This is a genomic window from Mucilaginibacter sabulilitoris, assembly GCF_034262375.1.
GTDB lineage: Bacteria > Bacteroidota > Bacteroidia > Sphingobacteriales > Sphingobacteriaceae > Mucilaginibacter > Mucilaginibacter sabulilitoris.
In genome coordinates this window covers 1,921,714-1,944,392 of record NZ_CP139558.1, presented here as the reverse complement: position 1 = coordinate 1,944,392, position 22,679 = coordinate 1,921,714, and the positions used below count along the sequence as shown (strand labels likewise).

The following is a 22,679-nucleotide window of genomic DNA, read 5'->3' as shown; positions in this document are numbered from 1 at the left end:
ACTTATTTAAAGGAGGGTATAATCTTGGTGTTGCCGACGGTTTTCGGCAATTTGTTTTTCGTAAAACTCATTAATCTTTTGCCTGGTTAATTCCGTAAACTCCTGCTCAAACCGCTTCACACTAAATTTAGCAGCATGTTCCCTTATCGCTGTAGAACTAAACATGTGCGATCCTGACTCAAAATCTGCTATACAATTGCAAATGCTTTCCACCGTTTGCTTATAAAAAAAAAGGCCGGTTTCTCCAGGTATTACCGTTTCAAGCGTACCGCCTTTTCCAAAAGCCAGCACAGGTGTTCCACAGGCCATGGCCTCTATGGGTGCTATCCCGAAATCTTCCTGCGCTGCAAACACGAATGCCTTGGCCTTTTGAAGACAACTTATCAGCACATGCTTTGGCTGGAAACCCATCAGTTCAACATTTGGGGTAGCAATTAATTTTAATTTCTTAAGTTCCGGACCATCACCAAGAACGATGAGTTTTCTATCAGGATTTTGCGCAAAAGCCTTCACAATCAGATCTATGCGTTTATGATACACCAATCTTGACGCTGTTACATAATACGCTTCTTTGCACTCTTCCAACTCAAATAAATCAACATTAACCGGCGGATAAATAACATCAGCATCCCGGTTATATATCTTCTTGATTCGCCGGGCTGTGTAATTTGAATTGGCTATAAAATGATCTACCCTAGTTGCAGATAATACGTCCCACTGCCTTAAATAATGAAAAACCAACCGGGTTAAAAGCCCCTTCAGGCCCGTACCGTTATTTGATTGTGATAAAAATTGTTGATATAGCTCCCAGGCAGGCCTTATCGGATTATGCAGGTAACAGATATGTAATTGCTCGGTATTAGTTATAACTCCTTTAGCAACTATAAATGACGATGATAAAATAATGTCATATTGCCTCAAATCAAATTGCTCAATGGCTAAGGGGTAAAAGGGTAAATAGGTTCGGTATGCTTTTAACACACGCGGAAACCGCTGTATAAATGAGGTAATGATGGTTGCTTTACTTAATAAAGAATCCTTTATCCCGTTTCTATTTAAAACAAGCGTAAATATTGGTGATGGATGTATCCTATATATGGATTCCAACGTGTTCTCAGCGCCCCCCATAGCCAATAGGAGATCGTGTACAATAGCCGTTTTGGGTATTTTGCTGTTCATCATCCTTTAAAAATTCACAACCGGAACCTGGTCCCAGTTAATTAACTTATCCGATGCGCTGATATCTGTAAAATTAAACGAAGCCAATAGTTTTTTGAACTTATCACCGGCAGTTGCCGCCCCTATCTTTCGCCGTGTATCCGCTATTAACGAAAGATTTAACGCCGGCTGCCTGCCATCAAAGTCGTGGGGGTGAAAATAGGTCATGTTATATTGTTGTTGTTTAAACAATAGTTTGATCAGTGCAAAAGGGAATAATCTGAAATATCCGCCGCCTGAGTATAGTATTTGCTTGCTAAAAATCCTGTAACTGCTTAGAGGAAATTCTTTAATTGTAAAGTGTTCTGATTTAATAAGGCAAGGTTCATTTGAGGGAAAGTTTTTATACCCGCCATATTTGGTTACAACAGGACAAACAGAACTGTCTATCTCAATACCATTCTCCACCAAAGTATCCAGATAACCGGCAACCGAATTGGTAAGTGAAAAGTACGGTGCACGAAAACTTGTAACTTTTTTCCCGATAAGCGCCTCCAATGATTCTACGGACCTTTTAACATCCGCTTTAAATCCGCTTTTTGAAAACTTATATACTACCCTGTGGAAATCTGAATGCGATCCTATTTCGAATCCGGCATTATTTATTTTTTTTACCAAATCAGGATATTCCCTGGCTATCCATCCTACTGTAAAAAAAGTGGCTTTTATGTCGTTTTTTACAAGCTCATCCAAAACAAATTCCGTATTTTTCATCACGCGGCTTTCCTTGTTTTTCCACCCCGCGGGGTCTCCTTCAAAAACAACGTGAAACCATTCTTCCAGGTCAATTGTTAAAATATTCATATTTCCTCCACCTCCGATGTATGTTGTTTTCTAGCCATAAACTCCTTAGCCAAAATAATTCCATCATCAATGGCGTTTTCCATTCCATAATTAAAATTAACAGAAGTAGTTCTACCGGCTACAGTTAAGTTTTTATAAGGCGACAGCTGATCAAATAAATAGTTCCTGTTGTTTAAACAACCCATATCGGGAACCAGGAACGCGCTTTCTATCTTTTTAAAAAGCACATCTAAAATTTCCAATCCAGTAAAAATGCCGGTCTTTGCAAGCTGCACCCTGGCAATATCCAGTAATTCGTCTTTTTCAGCTTTCCAAACGTTATCTTCCTTACCGCACCAGAATTCTAATAATATGATTGCGAACGGAACCTCCTTACGGCCATCGAACTTATTGAAATTAGTAATCCTTGTAATTTTAATATCGTCTTCATAAATGTAAAAGCACTGACCATCCTTTACGCTATCATATTTTACTTTCATATAAAGCAATACATCACTCCGGAATTGAATCGGTAATGACTGATGGTTGTTAATAAATCCGATACTCAAATATTTTAAAAAAGGAACGATCGGAATAGTTGATATAAAGTAATCATACGCTGCCACGGTTCCGTCTGACAGATTGATTTGTGAAATTACATTAGGATCTGTTTCACTGCATGACAAAGACGTTATCCGGGATGCAAGCAGGAACCGCCCTCCCCGCTCTTCAATTTGCATTTTCATTGCGTCCCAAAGGGTAGAAAGTCCGCCGTTGGGATAGATATAGAGATCTTCAGTCGCCGTAGTTTTAAGTGTTTTGCTGAACAATGTTTTTATTGGGGAAATGCCTTTAAAACCCAACAAGGATTTTGCAAACACATCTGAAACCTGGCTTCCGCCCATACCCCAAAGCTTAATAGAAAAGTTTTCAAAAAAATATTTGTATAAGTACCCCCCCAGGTGATTTTTAACAAAGGTTTCTGCTGTTCCGTTATTCTTAACGGGGAAGAGATTTTGTTTAAGTATGCCCCATGCAGCGGCACATAGTTGAAAAACATGGAGTTTTTTGATAATGTCACCGGCAGATGGAGGGTAAATGAACGTTTTGTTTTTGGTAAGGATAAATGTTTTTCTTTTATACACTTTATAGTTGCCATTAATTGACTCCAATATGAGCGCTTTGACCGACGGAAATTTGCCGATACTTAAAAAATGGGGGCCGATTTCAACGGTTTGATCCCAAAGCTCGATTGATTTTGCAAAGCCCCCCACATCTTTAGCACTATCATAAATATCAACCTCCATATTATTACGAATAAGCTGATGCGCTACAGTAAGGCCCGTAGGGCCGGCTCCGATAATGGCTACTTTCATAATTACTTACTTAATAATATTTAAACCGCTTGTTTTTTTATCGGGATGTTACCGGGTCAATACTTTTTTTCATATATATCTGCCTTCCTTCCAGTTTAACACGCATAGATACTGCTAGCAGTGCCGCAAGTCCTATGAGCAAACCGGTATAGTGCAAGTGATAATGATTGGAACGGTTGCCTTTAATATCAAATACATTTATTACAAAAATATTTATAACTAATTGAACTGCAGCGTATAAACCAGCCACCTTTAAATGAGGCCACTTTAAATCGTTCACCAGGTATAAATAAAAATGCTTTTTATGTGCTTCAAAAACATTATGCCCCTGTAACCAGCGGAATATAAATGTACTCCCCGCGTCGAGGTAATAAACCAGTAAAAGACTGATGAAAATATAATTATGGGTTAACACGATCAATTTAAAAATACAACCGCAAACTATAAGCGCGATGCTGACGCTGCCTACATCACCTGCAAAACAAATTGCCCTGACACGAAAGTTAAAAAAGGTAAAAACGAGTACAGCAAGAGCCGTTAACACGAGCAAATGCCCATCAATGTAATGTACTTTGAACTGATCGATATAATACAAACTAGCCAGTAGAATGAGGCTGTAAGCGCAGGTGGTTCCATTAATCCCGTCAAGAAAATTATAGGCGTTAAGAGAGATGATCATGATACAGCCGGCAACTATTAATAACCAGATGCTGTTGATATATAAATTAAACTGAAAAAAAACAAGAGATACAGCAATAAGCTGACTAAGCAATCTCAAGCCGATAGAGACTTCCTTTACATCATCGATCAGGCATACTGTAGCTATCAGCAAAATACCGGTTATAAAAAATGGATACTGAAAGCCGGAGGTGAAAAAATATAGCATGCACGTTAAAGGCACAATAATGCCTCCGCCAACTAATGTACTTTGCGAATGTGCGCTCCGCTCATTTGGTATTGCTTGAATATTCAGCTTCCTTGCTAAGCGCAAATAAAGCAATTCCGCTAAAAACAATAGTGATAAATAAAACAGGTGCAGGGTTATATTTTTCATTCACTTTTATTGAATTAACAGGTCAAGGTATTTTACACATTAACAAATAATTATTTAGAATAAAGCGCTTAGCCTTATTTGGAAGATAACGTTCTTTATTTCATATATCCAGAGCAGTTGATTTAGATAAGCCTTTCATATTACTAAAAAGCTGGTTGTGTCAACTGTGGGGTAACTAAGGATACGATTATAAGTATAAAAGTACTTTTCTGTAAGAACAGATTCTTCTTTTAATAGCCCGACATCATCACAGAAAATCGGGCCGAACCTTTTTACAAGGTTTATTATTTTAATTACAGATTCAACCAAATGTAATGTAATAATATAATAATATATTGCACAATATCTTCACATTTAGATATACAATATTCAAATACACTCAGTCGAATTATTGTTGAATAATGGGCATTATTGCGCAGAGACTCGAAAAATGTTTATTTATGGCATTCACCCGGACAGACTCGTTAACGATACAAATCATAACAAGGGTGAATTTCCCATCAATAAAATTCGGCCAATCCGAATATTGGTTGCAAGACACAATAGGACCTGTCTTTCTTCTGCCGGACACCGTTAAAGCTGTTAACATGCTATGCCCGGCACTGCGGTTAAATTATCCGACACATTTCTTCTCGGTCTGATAAAATTAATTTAATAGGGGAAAATTCGACTGGCGGGTACGTTTTCCGGATTTCTTTTTGGCAGGGGACTCTTTTTACTGCTGATCTTATCTCCAAAAAATGCGACAGACAATACCTTGTTAGAACCGCATAATAGCCGCAACAAAACTGGAAAGCTTATTGCAGCGATTAACCCGGTAAGGATCTGGATCGGCATATTATGTACTGACAACCTGGCCAGTATTACCCTTGCCGTTACAGCACCCAAAATATGGAACAGATAAATGGCATAAGAAAAATCGCCAAGCCAGATCAGTTTGCTGTTCTGATAACCCAGGCTTATCAATAATACACAAGCCGTCGAGCCAACGCAGAACGTTAAAAAATTTGCAATGCTGACACCGGCGTTCACATTAAATAAATACAACTGAAAACTTATAGCAACAATAAATATTACAGCTGCTATTGTAATTATGTCTTTTTTTAATATAAACTCGTAAAATCTTTTAAGCGACAAACCCAGGATAAAGAATGTTAGTAAAAATGGAACCCTGTTAAAACTGAAATAGTAAATTTTACAGGGCAGCAAAATATAGATCAATGCTACTATCACCATACAAAACATTGCGGATTTTAACGTGTTAAATACTTGACAGCTTTCAAGAACGGTAATAACCAGAAATACGCACATCATGCCCTGTAAATACCAAAAATGAGCATAGGAGTAAACGTAAATACGCCAGATATGGCTTAGTGGGGGTTTGAAGTTAGTTCCGGGGGTGAAGTATTGCAATAGGTAAAAAAGCGTTGCCACAACAACTAAGGGTATCAATAAGCGATTGATTTTTCCCGCTATGAATTTGGAATTGGAGGTAAATCTGGAAACAGGCTTATAAGCATAAACAAAGCCGGAAATAACGGTAAACAACGGCATTCGGATGTATTGCAATGCATAATATGAAAACCTCCATATCGAATTATCGACAACTTTTAGCCCATCACGTGAACTGCCGCCTATAACATGACCTAATACCATTAAAATTATAGCAAGGCCTCTAAGTGTTTCAATATTTAAATTTTTTTTTGTCTGGCTGATTTTCATCATGTATTATTTTCCAGCGCACTATCTGGCAAGAATGATAGCTAAAATTGCCAAAAAGATATCAAAAACCGGCCGTAACCACTATTAAATATCTATTTTGATACTTAATTGTGTACAAATTGAGAAGCCAGCGTGGAAATATGTTGAATACAGCCTCCGGCAGTGCAGGTAAGTGGCATTGGGATTTTTAACGCTGACCGGCTGCTATAAATTATCGTACATTCCTTAACTGTTCCCGTACATGCACTTGGCCCATCGGTTGATCAGCCTTGCGCTTGACTCTTGTTGTTGGGTTAATTTGTTCTTTTCTTCAGCATAACCGGCGGAAACATTCGAATAGCGCACAAACCCTGCCTCAACGCTCACCTCTCCGGACAGCTGGTGTATTAGGTATAAAAATCTTACGCTTTCAGAAAACAATCCATAGGAAAGCGTCTGCCCCTGCTAGCCGGTAGTGCGTAGAAATTGTTCCTAATTGAGGTTATCCAGATTTATTTAGCTGGTCTATCGCAAGTCATGGTCTTTGCTTAATACTAATCAATGCCGCCTTTCGGCAGGCATTGATTAGCACCCACCAGGGATGATCTGCCCTCGCGTAAAAGGCAGAGCTATTTCATAGATACAAAAGCACCGCATTAGCCACGGTTGCTCCATTCGCATTTTTATTCGAGATCTCTACATAGGCTTTTTTGCTATTAGATAAACTATAGGCTCCCAAAGCGCCCTTATAAAATCACAGGCAGACTTACAATTTACATGCATTAAATTGACAATATACATAAACCAAAGTCTCTGTTCGTAAATTCTCTATACTAAAAGACCTTTTAACGGGTAGTGAACGTTGAATACAATATAAAACTATTGTACTGATGTTTTAATCCATTCATTTATCCACCTATTAGTGCCTTTATCACCTTGTGTTTCTTTTGCCAAAATGCAGTAGTGCTAAACTGCTGAATAGGATGTGGTATACAGCCCACCGAAAGAAGACAATTCGATTTTCGCCCATTGAGGGATTACCAAATGTACTCTAGCGCGTTGAAACTAGGCGCCTAATCTAATAGGTGGTTCGATATTGTGGTATGCTGTGTATGACTTTATGGAAATTTATCCTATGACCTTCGTGTGGCAAGGGTGCCTTTTTGCGAATGCGAACCGGGGCACTTAAAGTGGTTTATTTAGGATAAGAGCTTTATCAAACTCATTAAAGTTTATTATCCTATCTTTGCGAAACGTTTGATAAACGTAAGGCGCTGCTAAAACCAATGCAATTAAAATAATAAATACTACCATTCCGTTCCATTCTTTTTTGGTTACAGACAAGTGGCTTTTTATATATGCCTTCATTTATAGCATTTATCAATTGTTAAAATAAAGAAAATTTCAGGATATTTATAAGTTAATTAAAACACCCTTTTTATAAATGAAAGTAATAACCACCGAAGAGTTTGCCAAAGCCACCAAACTGGATAAGTTGAAGATGCCGGGCCTGGCCGCTTTATTGATGGAACTAATGAAAATAAACCAGGTTAACGAACTTTTTGCCCAGGCACAGCCAAAACAGGGCCCCGAGTTTGTTGATGCTATTTTAGAAGGCTGCGGTATTGATATTGAGTTTGACGAGCGCGAATTAAGAAACATACCTAAAACCGGTAGCTTTGTTGCCATTGCCAACCACCCTTATGGTGGTATTGAGGGCATGGTGCTGTTAAAAATACTGTGTATGGTGAGGCCCGATGCCAAGCTGATGGCCAACTTCCTGCTCAAAAAGATCCCCAATCTGAGTGATTACTTTATAGCCGTAAACCCATTTGAAAACGTTGAACATTCATCAAGCATCAGCGGTTTAAAAAACACGCTGGAGCTTTTAAACAACGGCACGCCAATAGGTATTTTCCCTGCCGGTGAAGTATCAACCTTTAAGGTTGAACAAAAACAGGTAACCGATCGCCTTTGGCACCCTGTGGTAGGCAAAATAATAGCCAAGGCCAAGGTGCCAGTTGTACCTATTTATTTTCATGGCAACAATGGCCTGTTGTTTAATTTACTGAGCCTCATACACCCTGCCTTACGCACGGCTAAACTACCGTCTGAATTGTTTAACAAGCACGGGCACACCATTAAGCTTCGTATTGGCAAGCCTATTAATGTAGAGGATATCCCCGATCATAACAACAGCGCCAAACTGCTCAATTTTTTACGAGCCCGTACTTATGCGCTTGGCACCGGGCTGGAGGAAGAAAAGAAATTGTTTAGTCCGCGTAACCTGTTTAAGATAAAACGGCTGCCGGAAAATGTTGCTACCGAAATTAGTGCCGACGTATTGGACAAGGAAATAGCCCCGCTTCGTGACAATTATAAAATTTGGACAGAGAAGAACTATGAAGTATTCATAGTGCCCACATCTGCCATACCCAATGTGATACGCGAAATTGGTCGCCTGCGCGAGGTAACCTTCAGAGAGGTTGGCGAGGGAACTAATAAGGCTATTGATCTGGATGAGTATGATATTTATTATCATCACCTGTTTATCTGGGATTTTGAAGCTAAAATGATAGTAGGCGCTTACAGAATTGGCCTTGGCGATGAAATTTTTTACAGTGTAGGTAAAAATGGCTTCTACATTACTGAACTGTTTAAGCTTAAAAGCCAGTTTACCCCGGTGCTACGCCGCAGCCTTGAACTTGGCCGTTCCTGGATACGTAAAGAATACCAGACCAAACCCCTGCCGCTATTCTTGCTATGGAAAGGTATTTTAAAGTTTCTGATTGATAACCCGAGGTACAGGTATCTCATCGGGCCGGTGAGTATTAGTAATTCGTTCTCTAAGTTCTCCAAATCGCTTATTGTTGATTACATTAACCGCAATCATTTTGACCACGAAATGGCGCAGTATGTAAAACCGCGTAAAAAATTCAAGGTTGATTTTGCCAAGATAGATACCGACCTGCTGATGGCCGGCGAAGATACCTTTAAGGGGTTGGACAACTTGATATCGGAAGTAGAGACCCGTAACATGAAAGTTCCGGTACTGCTGCGCCAATACATTGCGCTAAATGCCAAGATCATCAGCTTTAACATCGACCCTAAGTTTGCCGATTGCCTGGATGGTTTCCTGGTGCTCGATCTTGAAAAAGTTCCCCAGGATATTTTAGAAAAATTAGGCAAGAATCTTTAATAATGGCCCGCCACACACAACGTGTGCCACATCCATTTAAGCGAAAGCCCTGCTCATAAACCGAGGGCACTGAAAAAGTCCCGGAAAATCCGGCAAAAATGAAGGGGTTGTTCAATAAGCACGAACACCCCCTTTTCCTTGTCTTATAGGCCTACAAGTCTCATCGCCGAGTCGTATAAACGATTCTCAACGTATCAAATTGATTTTTTTAAGCCCTCCTTTTTACCTCACATATTAATTGGACTTTTTCAGTGCCCTCCATAAACCAGCAGGGCTTTTTGCTTGAAATTGAATATATTGCGGTAACAATATTCTCCCGCAACATGACAGAAAACCTATCCGATAAAAAAACAGGGTCCCCGAATTTAAAGCAGGTACTTGGCTTGCCTACCGCAATTTTATTGGTGGCCGGTATTATGATAGGTTCGGGAGTATTTAAAAAGGTTGTCCCCATGGCGCAAACGCTGCATAATGAAACGTACATTCTGCTGGCGTGGATTATTGCGGGTGTTATTACAATGCTTGGAGCATTTACTTATGCTGGGCTGGCCACCATGACAACCCAAACTGGTGGCGTTTACGAGTATCTGCGATTGATCTATGGTGATTTTATAGCCTTTTTATTCGGGTGGACTACTTTTACCATAGTAGGCACGGGAGCCGTGGCCGCGCTGGCTTTTGTATTTGCGCAATCGGTTAATACCCTGCTTCCTGTTTACGAACCCTTATATGCCTTTAAGGATATCGGCATAGGTACCGCTGTTTTCCCCTTTGCCGATTCGGGTGTCAAAATAGTGGCGGTACTTGCTATAATCCTGTTAACCTGGGTAAACTATATTGGGGTAAACAAGGCCGGCATTTTGAATAACATTGTTACCAGCGCCAAAATAGTGGGTATCCTGCTGTTAATTATAGCCAGCTTATTGTATTCAAATCATCCGGTTGCTGACAGTAACGTTAACACCATACAAACGCTGCCGCCAGGCGGTACAGCCTTATTTAGCGGTTTATTTGGCGCTATGCTCAGCGCTCTTTGGGCTTATGATGGGTGGATAAACATTACGTTTGTAACCGGCGAAATCAAAAATCCGAAGCGTAATATCCCGCTGGCTATTATTGGAGGCGTAGGCATAGCCATGACTTTATATGTGCTGCTTAACTACGCCTATATGAACGTGCTACCTGTATCGCGGCTGGCTGCGCTGGGAACAAATAAAATAGCAGCTGCAGAAGTCGCGGGTGTTTTAATGGGTAAAGCCGGATCTGTGATCATAGCAGTATTGATCATGGTATCAACCTTTGGGGCGCTTAACGGTACTATAATCTCCAATCCACGGGTGTTCTTCCGCATGGCACAGGAAAATGTTTTTTTTAAAGGCGCAGCACAGGTGCATCCTACCTTCCGCACACCGCATATTTCGCTGCTTTATACTGCAATATGGAGCATCATATTGGTGTGCAGTGGCACGTTTGATCAAATTACCGATCTTGTTATTTTTGCCTCTTACGCCTTTTTTGCGCTTACTGCATGGGGTCTGGTTAAGATGAAAAGAAAAAAAGTTATCACCTCAAAAGTTATTGGCTATCCGGTAGTTCCGTACATTATCATATTATTTTGCCTTACACTTATCGTCAATACTGCAATTACGCAGACAAAGGCCTCATTGATTGGATTGTTGCTTATTTTAAGCGGCGCACCTTTTTACCTGTATTTTAGAAAGCAATACGGAGCCCCTCGTGACAAACAATTATAATAATAAATCCTTTTTTATAAAATATAAAAAGCCCTGCCAGTTAATTTGGCAGGGCTGTATTTAGTTTAGTTTTGTTCGGTATTACCAGCTGTAACGTACACCAAACTGCATTTGCCAGCGCGAAGCAAACAAATCAACTGAGTACGGTAAACCTGGGTTTGTAAAATTGTAAGTTGGGTAAGCTGTAACATTACCATTCTTAACAAAAGCAGGACCGCCATTTGCTCCTGGCAAGGCGCTTACCGGAGTTAAACCAACGCTTGCTGAAGAGTTAAATGTATTGGCCGAGAAATAATACTGACCCCATTTTTTGTTCAATAAGTTGGTAAGGTTGATGATGTCATAAGTAAAGGTGATCATCTGTTTGTGTTTACCACCAAATTTAAAGTCTTGAGTAAAACGGAAGTCAAGCTGGTTATTCCATGGAGTAAAAGCTTCATTACGCTCAGTAAACTGACCACGACGGCTGCTTAAGTATTTATTGTTATCAATAAATGCGTCAAAAGCAGCAACTTGTTGAGCGGCGGTTTGTATCACTGTACCAGTCTTTTTATCAACCTGGTCAACAATAAATTTAGCAGTTTCGCCTTTGTTAGGGATATAAGCTAAGCTCAATTGCTGTCCTGTTCCGTCAATAGCATTCGGGTAAGTATCAAAGGTATATGGGTTACCACTTTGAGCGCTAAAGAAGAATGTAAAGTTAGCTGTGTAGTTATGTTCCACATCCCAATCGTGCTTAAAGTTCACGTTTGAAACAATGCGGTGACGGATATCAAAGTTTGAGTTTGCCAGGCCCGGGTTATTAGGGTTTAAAGCCTGGTTTAACTGCCAGTTTGATTCCATTGAGTTACGGATACCGTTGGTAACGTCTTTAGAATGTCCATAAGTATAGGCAACTGAAAAGTTTAAAGCATTCTTTGGATCAAACTGGGTGAATTTACCTACCTGTACCGTTGCGCTGTAACGGTAACCTTCGCTGGTGTTTGACAGTAAATAAGCATTGGTATATGATGGGTTAATACCTTTGTTTATAAATATAGGCTGCTGGTGCTGGGTATCATAAGGATAATAAGTTACGCTATCCTTAGTATTTACCTGCTGAAACTTCAAGTCATGAATAACTTTGGTATAGATACCTTCGGCAGTAAATTTCCACTGGTCGTCAGTAGTATAATCAACAGCTAAGCTGCTTCTCCATACCTGTGGCATTTTAAAGTTATTGTCAATCATATCCACCTGGGTAGAACCATTGGGTGTTGTATTGAAACCTTGCTGATTAACAAAGTTTAAACCACCGTTGGCAGGCGCTTGTACCGGATTTGTTCCTGGCACAAATGCTTTTGACGAAGATTTGTTATCATAAGCACCATAAGTAACACCATTGTTGTAAAACGCGTAACCAAACCATGCAAACGGAACACGGCCGGTAAACAAGCCGCTACCACCGCGTAAAATAACGCTTTGATCACCATTTACATCATAGTTAAATGATACGCGCGGATTAAATTCTACGTTGTTCAAATAGTTTTGTTTGATGTCTCTTGGTTTGGTATAGGTATAGGTGGTACCATAGTTAGGATCAACCGGAGCATTGGTAGTTTTTGGGCTCAATGGTTGTTTGTTTGGTACACCAGCATAATCAGCACGTAATGCTACGGTCAATTTGAAATTATCAGTTAACTGAATTTCATCCTGACCATATAAGCTCATCAGATTAACTTTAAACTGAGCCGATGGGTTAGCTAAGATATAGTCGCGTGTGTTATCAGTATAGTTAAAGTTAGCACGCACACGGTTAGGGTTATTGTTGATAAAATCTTCAATGCTGCTGTAAGCAAGCCTTCCGTTCCATGCGTTTACAAAGTTGTAGGTAATATTATAAAACTCATTGTGCGTACCAAAAGTAAAGGTATGTTTGCCTTTAGTCCAGGTTAAGTTGTCAGTAAACTCAGCTGTTTTCTGGTGCATATCAAATATGGCAGCCTCACGGTCGGTACCCATAAATATAGTTGTACCAGGGGCACGGCCTGTGATCTCGATTTGCGGCAAAGCAGGGTTCGAGTTAGGATCGCGGTAGTCATGAACGTTTGAATAACCTAATACTAAGCTATTGCTCACGTTATTTGAAAACCTTGATTTTAACTCCGCCACAGTTGATGTTGAGTTATTATGTGAGGTATAATCAATACCTCCAAAACGGAAGTTTTGCTGATCGCGCTCTAAGTTAGTAGCTTTTGAGGTGATGGTATTATTACGAATAGTTAACTGGTTGTGATCGTCGATATTCCAGTCTAAACGGTTAAAAAACTTGTTAGAGTTTGAGAAGATCGTGGTATTGTTATAAGTACCCGGATCTAAACCTGAAAATTTAGTAAACGCGGCCGCTAAATTCTGAGCATCCTGTAAGCTTAGGATCTTTGATGATCCGTTTGTACCAGCACCTGCGATAACCGGATCAACACGACGGGCGATTTCCTCGTTGGTGAAGAAGAATAATTTGTTTTTGATGATCGGTAAACCAACACGGATACCGGTTTGATAATCATGAAAGTCAGATGGTAATTTTGAACCGTCACCACCAGATGCAGCAGCAGCATTATTAGGACCTACCAAAAACGCGCCACGGCCAAATCCGTATACCGAACCGGTAAAGTCATTGGTACCGCTACGGGTTACTGCGTTGATACTACCACCCAATACGTTACCAATTTTAATATCATAAGGGGCAACCAATACTTGTATATCCTGAATCGCGTCTAACGATACCGGGCTTGTACGGGTACTGCTACCCACCTGACCAGATGCGTTGTTCTGGCCGCCTAATGATGGGCTAAAACCAATCGCGTCGTTATTAATAGCACCATCAAGGGTTACGTTATTATAACGGTAGTTTGTTCCCTGGAATGAGTTATTATTACTTTGAGGGGTGTTCCTGGTTAAATCCTGTAAACTGCGGTTAATAGAAGGCGCAGTGCGGATCTGGTTTTGGTTAATACGGGTACTTGCACCTGTTTTAGTACCGCCTGCATTGGCTGTAACTTTCACCTCCTTTAAGGCTGTAGTTTCATCGGCCAAAGCAAAATTAAAGGTGGTAGCACCAAGACTCAGGGTAATGTTTGTTCTTTCGTCTTTTTTAAACCCAACGAAAGAGGCAGAAACGGTGTAAGGACCGCCTGGGTTAATGTTTGCAATTGTGTAACGACCATCAGCGTTTGTTTGTGCTCCGTAGCGTGTTCCGGTACTTGTACTAAGTACGGTTACGGTTACTCCGGGCAGGGTTACGCCTTTTTGATCGGTGACTTTTCCGCTTACTAAAGAGGTTGTAATTTGCGCTTTGGCAACTTGTGCAACCCCAATAATTAGCATGGAGAGAAAGATAAAGTAAAGCTTTTTCATGTGTGTTTATTTGTAACACAAAGGTTCGGCTACAATATTAACAGCATGTTAACGCAGGATTATATTTAACCCACAATGTTAACATTAAGTAAAACCTGTTATTAGTAGCGAACAGCTAACTTTTTAAGTATGAGGTGGAGCAGGTAGATTGGTCCGATGAGTAAAAACTTAATATCATCCAAAAACGATGGCTTTTTACCTTCAATTTTATGTCCGATAAATTGCCCTATCCACGATATAAAGAATATAAGTAAACAAACAAGCCATAAAGCCGGGCCGCCGGCTTTGTGCCAATCGTCCAGCTTAATAATACCATAGCTAAAGCCAAACAGTATAAACAACATCAGGTATGATAATACCGGTGAAAGCTTGAGGTAGTAATAAATACTAAAGGCAATTAAGAAGGATGCCCAGTTAAACATATCACCATATGAACCTAAAAAATCAAGTTTGGGAAAAGGAATAGACCAAACTAAACCCAATAAGCTAAACACGATAAGCGGAATGCAAATGAAATGAATAGCCTCGTTAGTATGGTTTTGATGGCTTTCGGCATACTTGGCAAAATAAACATCAACCTGGCGGGCATCACCAGCCCCACCGTTTTTTGACGGCATACTACTTTGAATAGAGCCTGTTTGTTTATTTGCAGCCATTTTGATGTAAATATAAAAACCCTTTCTGTTTTTTAAGACAGAAAGGGTTTGTTATTTTTTTCTCTGATATATTATTTAGCAAATGCTACCGAGCGGGTTTCCCTGATCACGGTAACCTTGATCTGGCCGGGATAGGTCATTTCGGTTTGTATCCGGTTTGATATATCTGCCGCTAAAACCTCCGATTGCGCATCGGTTATTTTTTCGCTTTCAACCACTACACGCAACTCACGGCCAGCCTGTATAGCAAATGTTTTTTCAACACCTGGGTATGAAAGCGCCAGCTCTTCCAGTTCTTTTAAACGTTTGATGTAGCTTTCAACCACCTCGCGGCGTGCTCCCGGACGGGCACCTGAAATAGCATCACAAGCCTGAATAATTGGCGATAACATAGAGGTCATCTCTATTTCATCGTGGTGAGCGCCAATGGCGTTGCACACTTCAGGATGCTCCTTATATTTTTCGGCCAGCTGCATACCCAAAATGGCGTGAGGCAACTCAGGGTTGTCATCAGGCACTTTGCCAATATCATGTAACAACCCAGCGCGTTTGGCCATTTTAACATTCAGGCCAAGTTCTGCAGCCATAGTAGCGCAGAAATTGGCTACCTCGCGTGAGTGCTGCAGCAGGTTTTGTCCGTATGATGAACGGTAACGCATACGGCCAACCATACGGATCAGCTCAGGGTGTAAGCCATGTATACCCAGGTCAATTACGGTGCGCTCACCTATTTCTACAATTTCTTCTTCAATCTGCTTCTTGGTTTTGGCAACAACCTCCTCAATACGGGCAGGGTGTATACGACCGTCGGTTACAAGGCGGTGCATGGCCAAACGGGCAATTTCGCGCCTAACCGGGTCAAAGCCCGAAAGAATAATGGCCTCTGGTGTATCGTCTACAATAATTTCAATACCAGTTGCCGCTTCCAGCGCGCGGATATTCCTGCCCTCGCGGCCAATGATACGGCCTTTGATCTCATCGTTTTCGATGTTGAAAATAGAAACCGTATTTTCAATAGCGCTTTCGGTAGCCGTACGTTGAATGGTTTGTATAACTATCTTTTTAGCCTCTTTGGTAGCGGTAAGTTTAGCCTCGTCAACAATATCCTTTATCTGGATCATGGCTTTGGTACGGGCCTCTTCACGCAAGGTATCAACCAACTGGTTACGGGCATCATCGGCAGATAAACCAGCGATGGTTTCCAGTTGCTGTACATGTGAATTTTTCAGATGTTCAACCTCCTCCTGTTTTTTAACAACAATATCGGTTTGTTTCTCCAGGTTTTTACGGGTGTTATCCAGTTCGCTTTCTTTACGGTTCATGTTCTCCAGGCGCTGATTTAATGACTGCTCCTTTTGTTTAACGCCGTTTTCGCGCTGATTAATAGCATTGTTTTTATTGTTTACTTCCTGCTCATGTTCAGCTTTCATTTGTAAAAACTTCTCTCTGGCTTCGAGTAATTTGTTTTTTTTCAGTATCTCAGCATTGTTTTCAGCGTCCTTTAATATCTTTTTCACTTTATTTTGTGCCGATGTTTCCTGGTCTTTAAAAAGCTTCCGTAACAGGAAGCGGCCAATGACAATGCCAATAATGGCACCTGCCAGCAGCCCGATAATAATGTATAATAATACGTCCATCTTCTTTTTTTAGGGTGTAAGGTTATGTATATAAAAAAACCGCAACTAATTCTTAAGTATCATGTATTTAAAAACCTCATTTCGGATATTTGGGGACCATGGTTACGTTAATACCAGAGTAACGCATGCCTCTTTGATCCGCTTAATATTGAAGCGTTAAGTTTTTAATAGTGAAACCTAAAATTTAACTGCGGCTAAATCTTAAATGTGCTCTGTATGTGTAAAGAACGTTTATTACTTTGAGAAAAATTCAGACAGCAAATGATCCAGCTGATAAACTTTTTCGGCTATATCGGTATCTTCAACGGTAACTTTCTTTTCGGCTTTTAATGATGATGTAGCATAATGCAACACCGCCATTGAAAGCAGATCCTGTTTATCCCTCACCGCGTAATTTTCCTGATATTCTTTTATCCGGTCATTAATCAGCTTAGCCGCCCTGCGTATTATTTCTTCCTCCTCCATGTTTACCTTTAAAGGGTAAACTCTGTCAGCAATATTTATTTTTATTGAGATTTCTCCCATTGAGCTTTTCACTTTTTGTACTATTTCTTCAATAATACAATACACTTATCTATTTCCTGCACAAAGTCGTTAATTTTTTGCTTTATGTCAAGACTTTTTTCATTTGTTTCCGAAAATGATTTCGCGAGTTTCAATACACGAAGCTTTTCTTCCAGCTCTTTTGTCTTGTTTTTGCTGGCATCAAGGGCAACGGTTAAAGCCTCGCTTTCCAGTTTTAACAAATCATTTTCCTCCTGTAAGGCAGCACAAAGTTCAATCAACCGCTCGGTCTTGTCTACAATCTTATTTAACTGTTCTGCTACAGAAGGCATTTTCTTTTAAACTCTAATTTCTAAATCCTAAACTCTAAATTAAAAATAAATCCCAAATCGAAATTCCAAACTCCGGGGATAAAAAATTATTTTCTGATCTCGGCTCCGGCTTCTTTTCCTAAATTATAAATTAATTTCTGCATAATGGCATCAATAGCTTTATCGGTGAGCGTTTTTTCCACGTCCTGTATAATAAAGCTCAGCGCGTATGATTTTTTACCGGCAGGCAGTTTGTCGCCTTCGTACACATCAAATACACTAACCTCCTGCAGTAACTTGCGTTCTGTTCTTTGTGCTATTTGCTTTAACTGGCTAAATGAAATGCTCTTATCTATCAGCATAGACAAGTCGCGCCGTACTGCAGGGAACTTAGAAACCTCCTGGTAAACGATCTTATTTTTGCGAATTGCTGCCAATACCATGTCGAAATTAAAGTCGGCATAAAATACTTCTTTATCTACATCAACTTTTTTCAAGGCTGTACTTGCTACCGCGCCAAATTTAACCATCTGCTTGCCGTTAAGCATATACTGCAGCCCGAACGCCATTTTTTTGCAGGTAGCATCTTCCAATATATAACCCGTAATATTCAGGCGCTCCAGAATACCATCAACAATAGCCTTTATGTTGTAGAATGATACCGGTTTTTGCTTTTGATTCCATTGCTCGGCAGCATTAGCACCCGTAAGGAATATCGAAAAGCGCTGCACTTCGCTATACTTATCGTCCTTTACACTGTAAACTTTGCCGAACTCATAAAATTTCAAATCGGCGGCACGACGGTTCTGGTTGTAGGTAATAGCCTCAAGACCGGAATAAAGCATTGTCTGGCGCATCACATCCAGATCGCTGCTCAGCGGGTTCAGAATTTTCACGGCTGTATCCAGGTTATCAGAATAAGCCGATTTAGTTAACGAGTTCGACAGTATCTCGTTAAAACCGTTAGCAGTAAGCAGATCTGAAAGCTGGTTTTGCACCAAATCCTTCTCGGGCCGCTGCGAGTTATTCAATGAGGCCCTGATCTGTGTAGGTATCTCTATATTGTTGTAGCCATAAATGCGCAGTATTTCTTCAACAATGTCCACCTCGCGGGTTACATCAACACGATAAGGCGGCACTTTCAGCGACAGTACTTCTTCTGTTTCGTTAACCACCTGGATATCCAAAGCCTTAATAATGCCTTTGATTTCGGCATGCGGAATTTCCTTGCCTATTAGTCTGTGGATATTTTTATAACTCACGTCAAAGGCAAACGGTTCAACCGGAGTTGGGTAAATGTCAACTATTTCAGACGATACCTCGCCACCCGCAACTTGCTGAATTAACAGCGCGGCACGTTTCAGTGCAAACACGGTCATATCCGGATCGGTACCACGCTCAAACCTAAAAGACGCATCTGTTTTTAATCCATGCCTTTTAGCTGTTTTACGAACAGATACGGAGTTAAAATAAGCGCTCTCCAGGAAAATACTTTTTGTTGATGCCTTAACACCCGATTGTGCACCGCCAAAAACACCGGCAATACACATCGGCTCTTCAGCATTACCTATCATCAGATCATATTCCGACAGCGTACGGTCTACATCGTCCAATGTTTTGAAAACCGTTCCTTCCGGATAATTTTTAACCAATACCTTGTTGCCTTTTATTTCGTCGGCATCAAAGGCGTGCAGGGGTTGTCCTAACTCGTGTAGCACATAATTGGTAACATCAACAATGTTATTGATTGAACGCACCCCAATTACAGCCAGTCTTTCCTTTAAACATTGCGGAGATTCCTTTACTTCGAGCCCGCTGATGGTTAAACCAGAATAACGCGGACTTGCCTGTTCGTTCTCTACAATTACTTCAACGGTTCTGCTGGTGTTGGCTACTTTAAACGCGCTTACATCGGGTTTGGTGATACTTATTTTCAAAAACGCGGCCACATCACGGGCAGTACCCAGGTGCGACGCAGCATCGGCACGGTTTGGTGTTAAGCCAATCTCGTACATGTAATCGTCGTTCAGTTTAAAGTAATCTTTAGCCAAAGCGCCAACCGGAGCATCGGAATCAAGTACCATAATACCTTCATGACTGGTACCCAAACCTATTTCGTCTTCGGCGCAGATCATCCCTTCAGACACCTCGCCGCGTATTTTAGATTTTTTAATGGCAAAAGGTTCGCCAGTTACAGGATAAACGGCAGTACCTACAACAGCAACTACCACTTTTTGCCCGGCAGCTACGTTAGCAGCACCGCAAACAATCTGCAAATCTTCCGGACCGCCAACATCAACTTTGGTTACATGCAGGTGATCAGAATTGGCATGATCAACACTTTCTTTTACATAGCCAATCACCAATCCTTCAAGGCCACCGGGGATAGCTTGTACTTTTTCCAAACTCTCTACCTCCAAACCGGTACCGGTAAGGATAATTGAAATTTCCTGCGGGGTTTTATCTGTATCAATAAATTCTTTAAGCCAGTTATATGATATTTTCATTAGTCAGAAATGATAATCGGCAAAGATACGATTTAGGCTGAAAGGTTAAAGTCCAAAGGAAAAAGGTATAGGTAAGATTTTTGACTTTCTAATTTTGACATTTTAATCAAATCACCCTTCGTCATCAAAGTCGTAATAGCCGTTATCGGTTATAATGAGTGATCAAGTACATCGATCTCAAGCATGCGGCCTGCCGCTTATTTTTTGGCCGGCTCGATATCCTAGTAACTGGGTTAGTAAAAGTTAACTTATATTTAGATGAACGGAAGGTTGAAACCGGTAAAAAGGCCCAGTAAAAATCAGGTTATAAATCTCCCGTACTGATATCAGGCACTACCCTACAGACATCCCTACCAAGACAAGAGAAAATCTGAATATAGAAAGAAGGGGTAGATTAACAAAGCGCCGCTCTGTTGAAATAGAAGTTACCTAGGAGATATTAAACATAACATGAGCTTCAGAATGTCCCATTTTCGCGGAATAAAAAAGTGGAAACCGAGTTCAACATAACAAAATCGGAGAGCAAAATAACTTAACGCACTAAGTTTTTTTGATGCAAAAAAAATTTATGCATAAAGCAAGCTCTTTACCTGTTCTTTAGATCCAACGAATTGACGACGTAAACCTTTAGCAGCCAGTCGTAGATGCGTTTTTACGGAATTTACGGTAATACCCATTTCGACAGCCGCTTCCTTGTATTTTTTTTGATGCAAATATACCAGTTTACAAGCTTCCAACCTTTGCATGGGTAGTTCTTTCAATAGCTCATCCATACACTGCTGTGTTTCTGTTATATGAAAATAGTCATAAGCTATTTCTTTGTTACATGAAATTGCATATAAGTCTATGTGTTTTTTCACTCTTTTATCCTTATTGATAACCATAAGGCATTTATGGTATATGCAGGTTTTAAGATATGCCTTTAGACATGAATTAATGTTTACGCCTATTTTTCCGTCAATTATCCCAATAAATAAATTTTGAACCTGATCCTCTGCTTCCATCTTATCTTTTAAAATATAGGATGCTTGGTTAGTTAAGGTTTTATAATACTTTTCGTACAAAAGGGTATACGCTCGTCTGTCTTTTCCCTGTATTAATTTCAGTAATACGTCGTCTTCGATTTTCATAATTTATATAAGTAGGTTTATTTATATTTTACAATTATGCTTTAAGGAAATTTTACATTCTTAACGCACTAAGTTAAATTTAGTATAAAAAAAGACATGCACAATTATACATATCCTTAGATATATTTTCTTAAAATGATATAACACTTATAGCGTTAAGAATTATATATATAACAATATTACAAGTTGTAATTAACTTTTACAAGACATTTTTGTAACATTTTTAAAGCGTTATTTTCATGTAAAATCCACAAGAAAACTCGGCCAGGGTTAACAATCTACTTTCAATTATGCTTCAAATTTATCAACCTCAAAAATTGGTTACTCTATAAAAGGCTTGTTTAGGTTTAAGCTTGTCATCAAAAAGGTATGGATAATTCCTTTTTTTATACGTCCGGGTAAGATAGTTTGGCCAATCGTAACTACTCCAAAGGGTTAAACCCGTTACCTTTCCCTTGCTTTCGCGGCACACCCTAAATATCATATCAAACATGGCGGCTTGCTTTTGCTGCAAGTCTTGGGTGTATTCGTCGCTATACCCTGTAAGGTCTGCCGCTCTTACCATCTTCCCATCAATGCGTTTAGGGTATATAGAAATATCCAATTCGGTGATCTGTACTTCCAATCCCGCTTTGGCAAACATATTTATAGTTTCCCGTAAATAGCTCTCGGGCAAGCCTTCTATCCCCCAATGCGCCTGAAAGCCCACGCCATTTATGGGGATACCTTTCTGCTTCATTTTTTTCAAAAATGCATATACCTTATGCCTTTTTTTTGACCATTCTTCTCCATTATCATTATAAAACAGCTTTGCCTGCGGGTCGGCTTCATGGGCGTAAACAAACGCTTTTTCAATATACTCATCTCCTGCTATTTGATATAAGGTATCTGTTCTGGCGTCGAGCTTATCGGGTGGTATATAAGATATTGCTTCGTTTACAACATCCCAGCAATATGTTTTCCCTTTATAGCGCTTAACAACGGTTTGAATATACTCTTTTAACCTGCTTAGCAAAACCTCCTTACTTACCAGTTTATCGTCATCCTTATAAATCCATCCCGGCATTTTATATGGCCAAACCAGGGTATGCCCACGCACTTTCATGTTGTGGCTTACCGCGTAGTTAACAATCGCGTCTGCGTTATCCCAGGTAAACACACCTTGTTTTGCCTCCAGCCTTAAGGGTTTTAATTCGTTTTCGGGAGTTATGCTTGCATATTGTTCGGTAAGTAAAGAGGCAACCTGCGGGTTGTTAATTAAAGCGTCGTATCCAACCGCTGCCCCTATTGGGAAATAATTTTGATAAGCCTCCTTAAGCGTTTTTTGGTCTGTTATTTTTTGATCACTTGGAAGTGACCTATCTTTTCTGCAATAACATATGACAAGAATTGTTAAGCCGGCAAGCACCGTAAGGTCTAATCTAAAGAGTTGTGATTTCGTTGTTGCTTTCAT

Annotated in this window: 16 protein-coding genes; 2 read left to right on the top strand and 14 right to left on the bottom strand. The window is 40.1% G+C overall.

The features are described from left to right. Nucleotides 1-6: 6 nt before the first annotated feature. The 6 genes from SNE25_RS08320 to SNE25_RS08295 all read right to left on the bottom strand — a co-directional run bounded on the left by SNE25_RS08320 (nucleotide 7) and on the right by SNE25_RS08295 (nucleotide 7,500). Nucleotides 7-1,182 carry a glycosyltransferase gene (locus SNE25_RS08320; protein ID WP_321564635.1) on the bottom strand — a complete coding sequence of 392 codons (1,176 nt, stop codon included), beginning with the start codon at nucleotides 1,180-1,182 and terminating at the stop codon, nucleotides 7-9. A 3-nt stretch (nucleotides 1,183-1,185) separates the two neighbouring features. After that, complete coding sequence (locus SNE25_RS08315) at nucleotides 1,186-2,022, bottom strand: polysaccharide deacetylase family protein (RefSeq protein ID WP_321564634.1); 837 nt, start codon at nucleotides 2,020-2,022, stop codon at nucleotides 1,186-1,188. After that, on the bottom strand, nucleotides 2,019-3,377 hold the full coding sequence (locus SNE25_RS08310; protein ID WP_321564633.1) for a protoporphyrinogen/coproporphyrinogen oxidase: 1,359 nt from the start codon (nucleotides 3,375-3,377) through the stop codon (nucleotides 2,019-2,021). Before SNE25_RS08310 ends, SNE25_RS08315 begins: the two co-directional genes overlap by 4 nt. Before the next feature lie 37 nt (nucleotides 3,378-3,414). Beyond that, entirely contained in the window at nucleotides 3,415-4,431 is a 1,017-nt protein-coding gene (locus SNE25_RS08305) for an MraY family glycosyltransferase (protein ID WP_321564632.1), read from the bottom strand. A gap of 651 nt (nucleotides 4,432-5,082) precedes the next feature. Then, nucleotides 5,083-6,156: an acyltransferase family protein gene (locus SNE25_RS08300; protein WP_321564631.1), complete on the bottom strand. Its 1,074-nt coding sequence runs from the start codon at nucleotides 6,154-6,156 to the stop codon at nucleotides 5,083-5,085. Nucleotides 6,157-7,317: 1,161 nt separating this feature from the next. After that, nucleotides 7,318-7,500: a hypothetical protein gene (locus tag SNE25_RS08295; RefSeq protein ID WP_321564630.1), complete on the bottom strand. Its 183-nt coding sequence runs from the start codon at nucleotides 7,498-7,500 to the stop codon at nucleotides 7,318-7,320. Between the two features lie 76 nt (nucleotides 7,501-7,576). Between SNE25_RS08295 and SNE25_RS08290 the strand changes: the two genes are divergently transcribed. Continuing rightward, on the top strand, nucleotides 7,577-9,331 hold the full coding sequence (locus tag SNE25_RS08290) for a lysophospholipid acyltransferase family protein (protein ID WP_321564629.1): 1,755 nt from the start codon (nucleotides 7,577-7,579) through the stop codon (nucleotides 9,329-9,331). A gap of 323 nt (nucleotides 9,332-9,654) precedes the next feature. Further along, nucleotides 9,655-11,085: an APC family permease gene (locus SNE25_RS08285; RefSeq protein WP_321564628.1), complete on the top strand. Its 1,431-nt coding sequence runs from the start codon at nucleotides 9,655-9,657 to the stop codon at nucleotides 11,083-11,085. 81 nt (nucleotides 11,086-11,166) lie between these two features. Here the strand turns inward: SNE25_RS08285 and SNE25_RS08280 are convergent, their stop codons facing one another. The 8 genes from SNE25_RS08280 to SNE25_RS08245 form a co-directional block, all read right to left on the bottom strand. Further along, a complete protein-coding gene (locus SNE25_RS08280) occupies nucleotides 11,167-14,481 on the bottom strand; it encodes a TonB-dependent receptor (protein ID WP_321564627.1) in 3,315 nt (1,104 codons plus the stop codon). Between the two features lie 101 nt (nucleotides 14,482-14,582). After that, on the bottom strand, nucleotides 14,583-15,098 hold the full coding sequence (locus SNE25_RS08275) for an Mpo1 family 2-hydroxy fatty acid dioxygenase (protein ID WP_407667038.1): 516 nt from the start codon (nucleotides 15,096-15,098) through the stop codon (nucleotides 14,583-14,585). A 110-nt stretch (nucleotides 15,099-15,208) separates the two neighbouring features. Then, a complete protein-coding gene (gene rny, locus SNE25_RS08270; protein ID WP_321564625.1) occupies nucleotides 15,209-16,774 on the bottom strand; it encodes a ribonuclease Y in 1,566 nt (521 codons plus the stop codon). Between the two features lie 234 nt (nucleotides 16,775-17,008). Beyond that, on the bottom strand, nucleotides 17,009-17,299 hold the full coding sequence (locus tag SNE25_RS08265) for a cell division protein ZapA (RefSeq protein ID WP_090473157.1): 291 nt from the start codon (nucleotides 17,297-17,299) through the stop codon (nucleotides 17,009-17,011). Between the two features lie 20 nt (nucleotides 17,300-17,319). Beyond that, nucleotides 17,320-17,610, bottom strand: a complete 291-nt coding sequence (locus tag SNE25_RS08260) for a hypothetical protein (protein WP_076374860.1) — start codon at nucleotides 17,608-17,610, stop codon at nucleotides 17,320-17,322. Between the two features lie 86 nt (nucleotides 17,611-17,696). Then, entirely contained in the window at nucleotides 17,697-20,096 is a 2,400-nt protein-coding gene (gene pheT, locus SNE25_RS08255) for a phenylalanine--tRNA ligase subunit beta (RefSeq protein WP_321564624.1), read from the bottom strand. Between the two features lie 566 nt (nucleotides 20,097-20,662). Beyond that, the gene (locus tag SNE25_RS08250) at nucleotides 20,663-21,226 is read right to left on the bottom strand and encodes an RNA polymerase sigma factor (protein ID WP_321564623.1); all 564 of its coding nucleotides are present in this window, start codon (nucleotides 21,224-21,226) and stop codon (nucleotides 20,663-20,665) included. A 310-nt stretch (nucleotides 21,227-21,536) separates the two neighbouring features. Beyond that, complete coding sequence (locus SNE25_RS08245) at nucleotides 21,537-22,679, bottom strand: endo-1,4-beta-xylanase (protein WP_321564622.1); 1,143 nt, start codon at nucleotides 22,677-22,679, stop codon at nucleotides 21,537-21,539.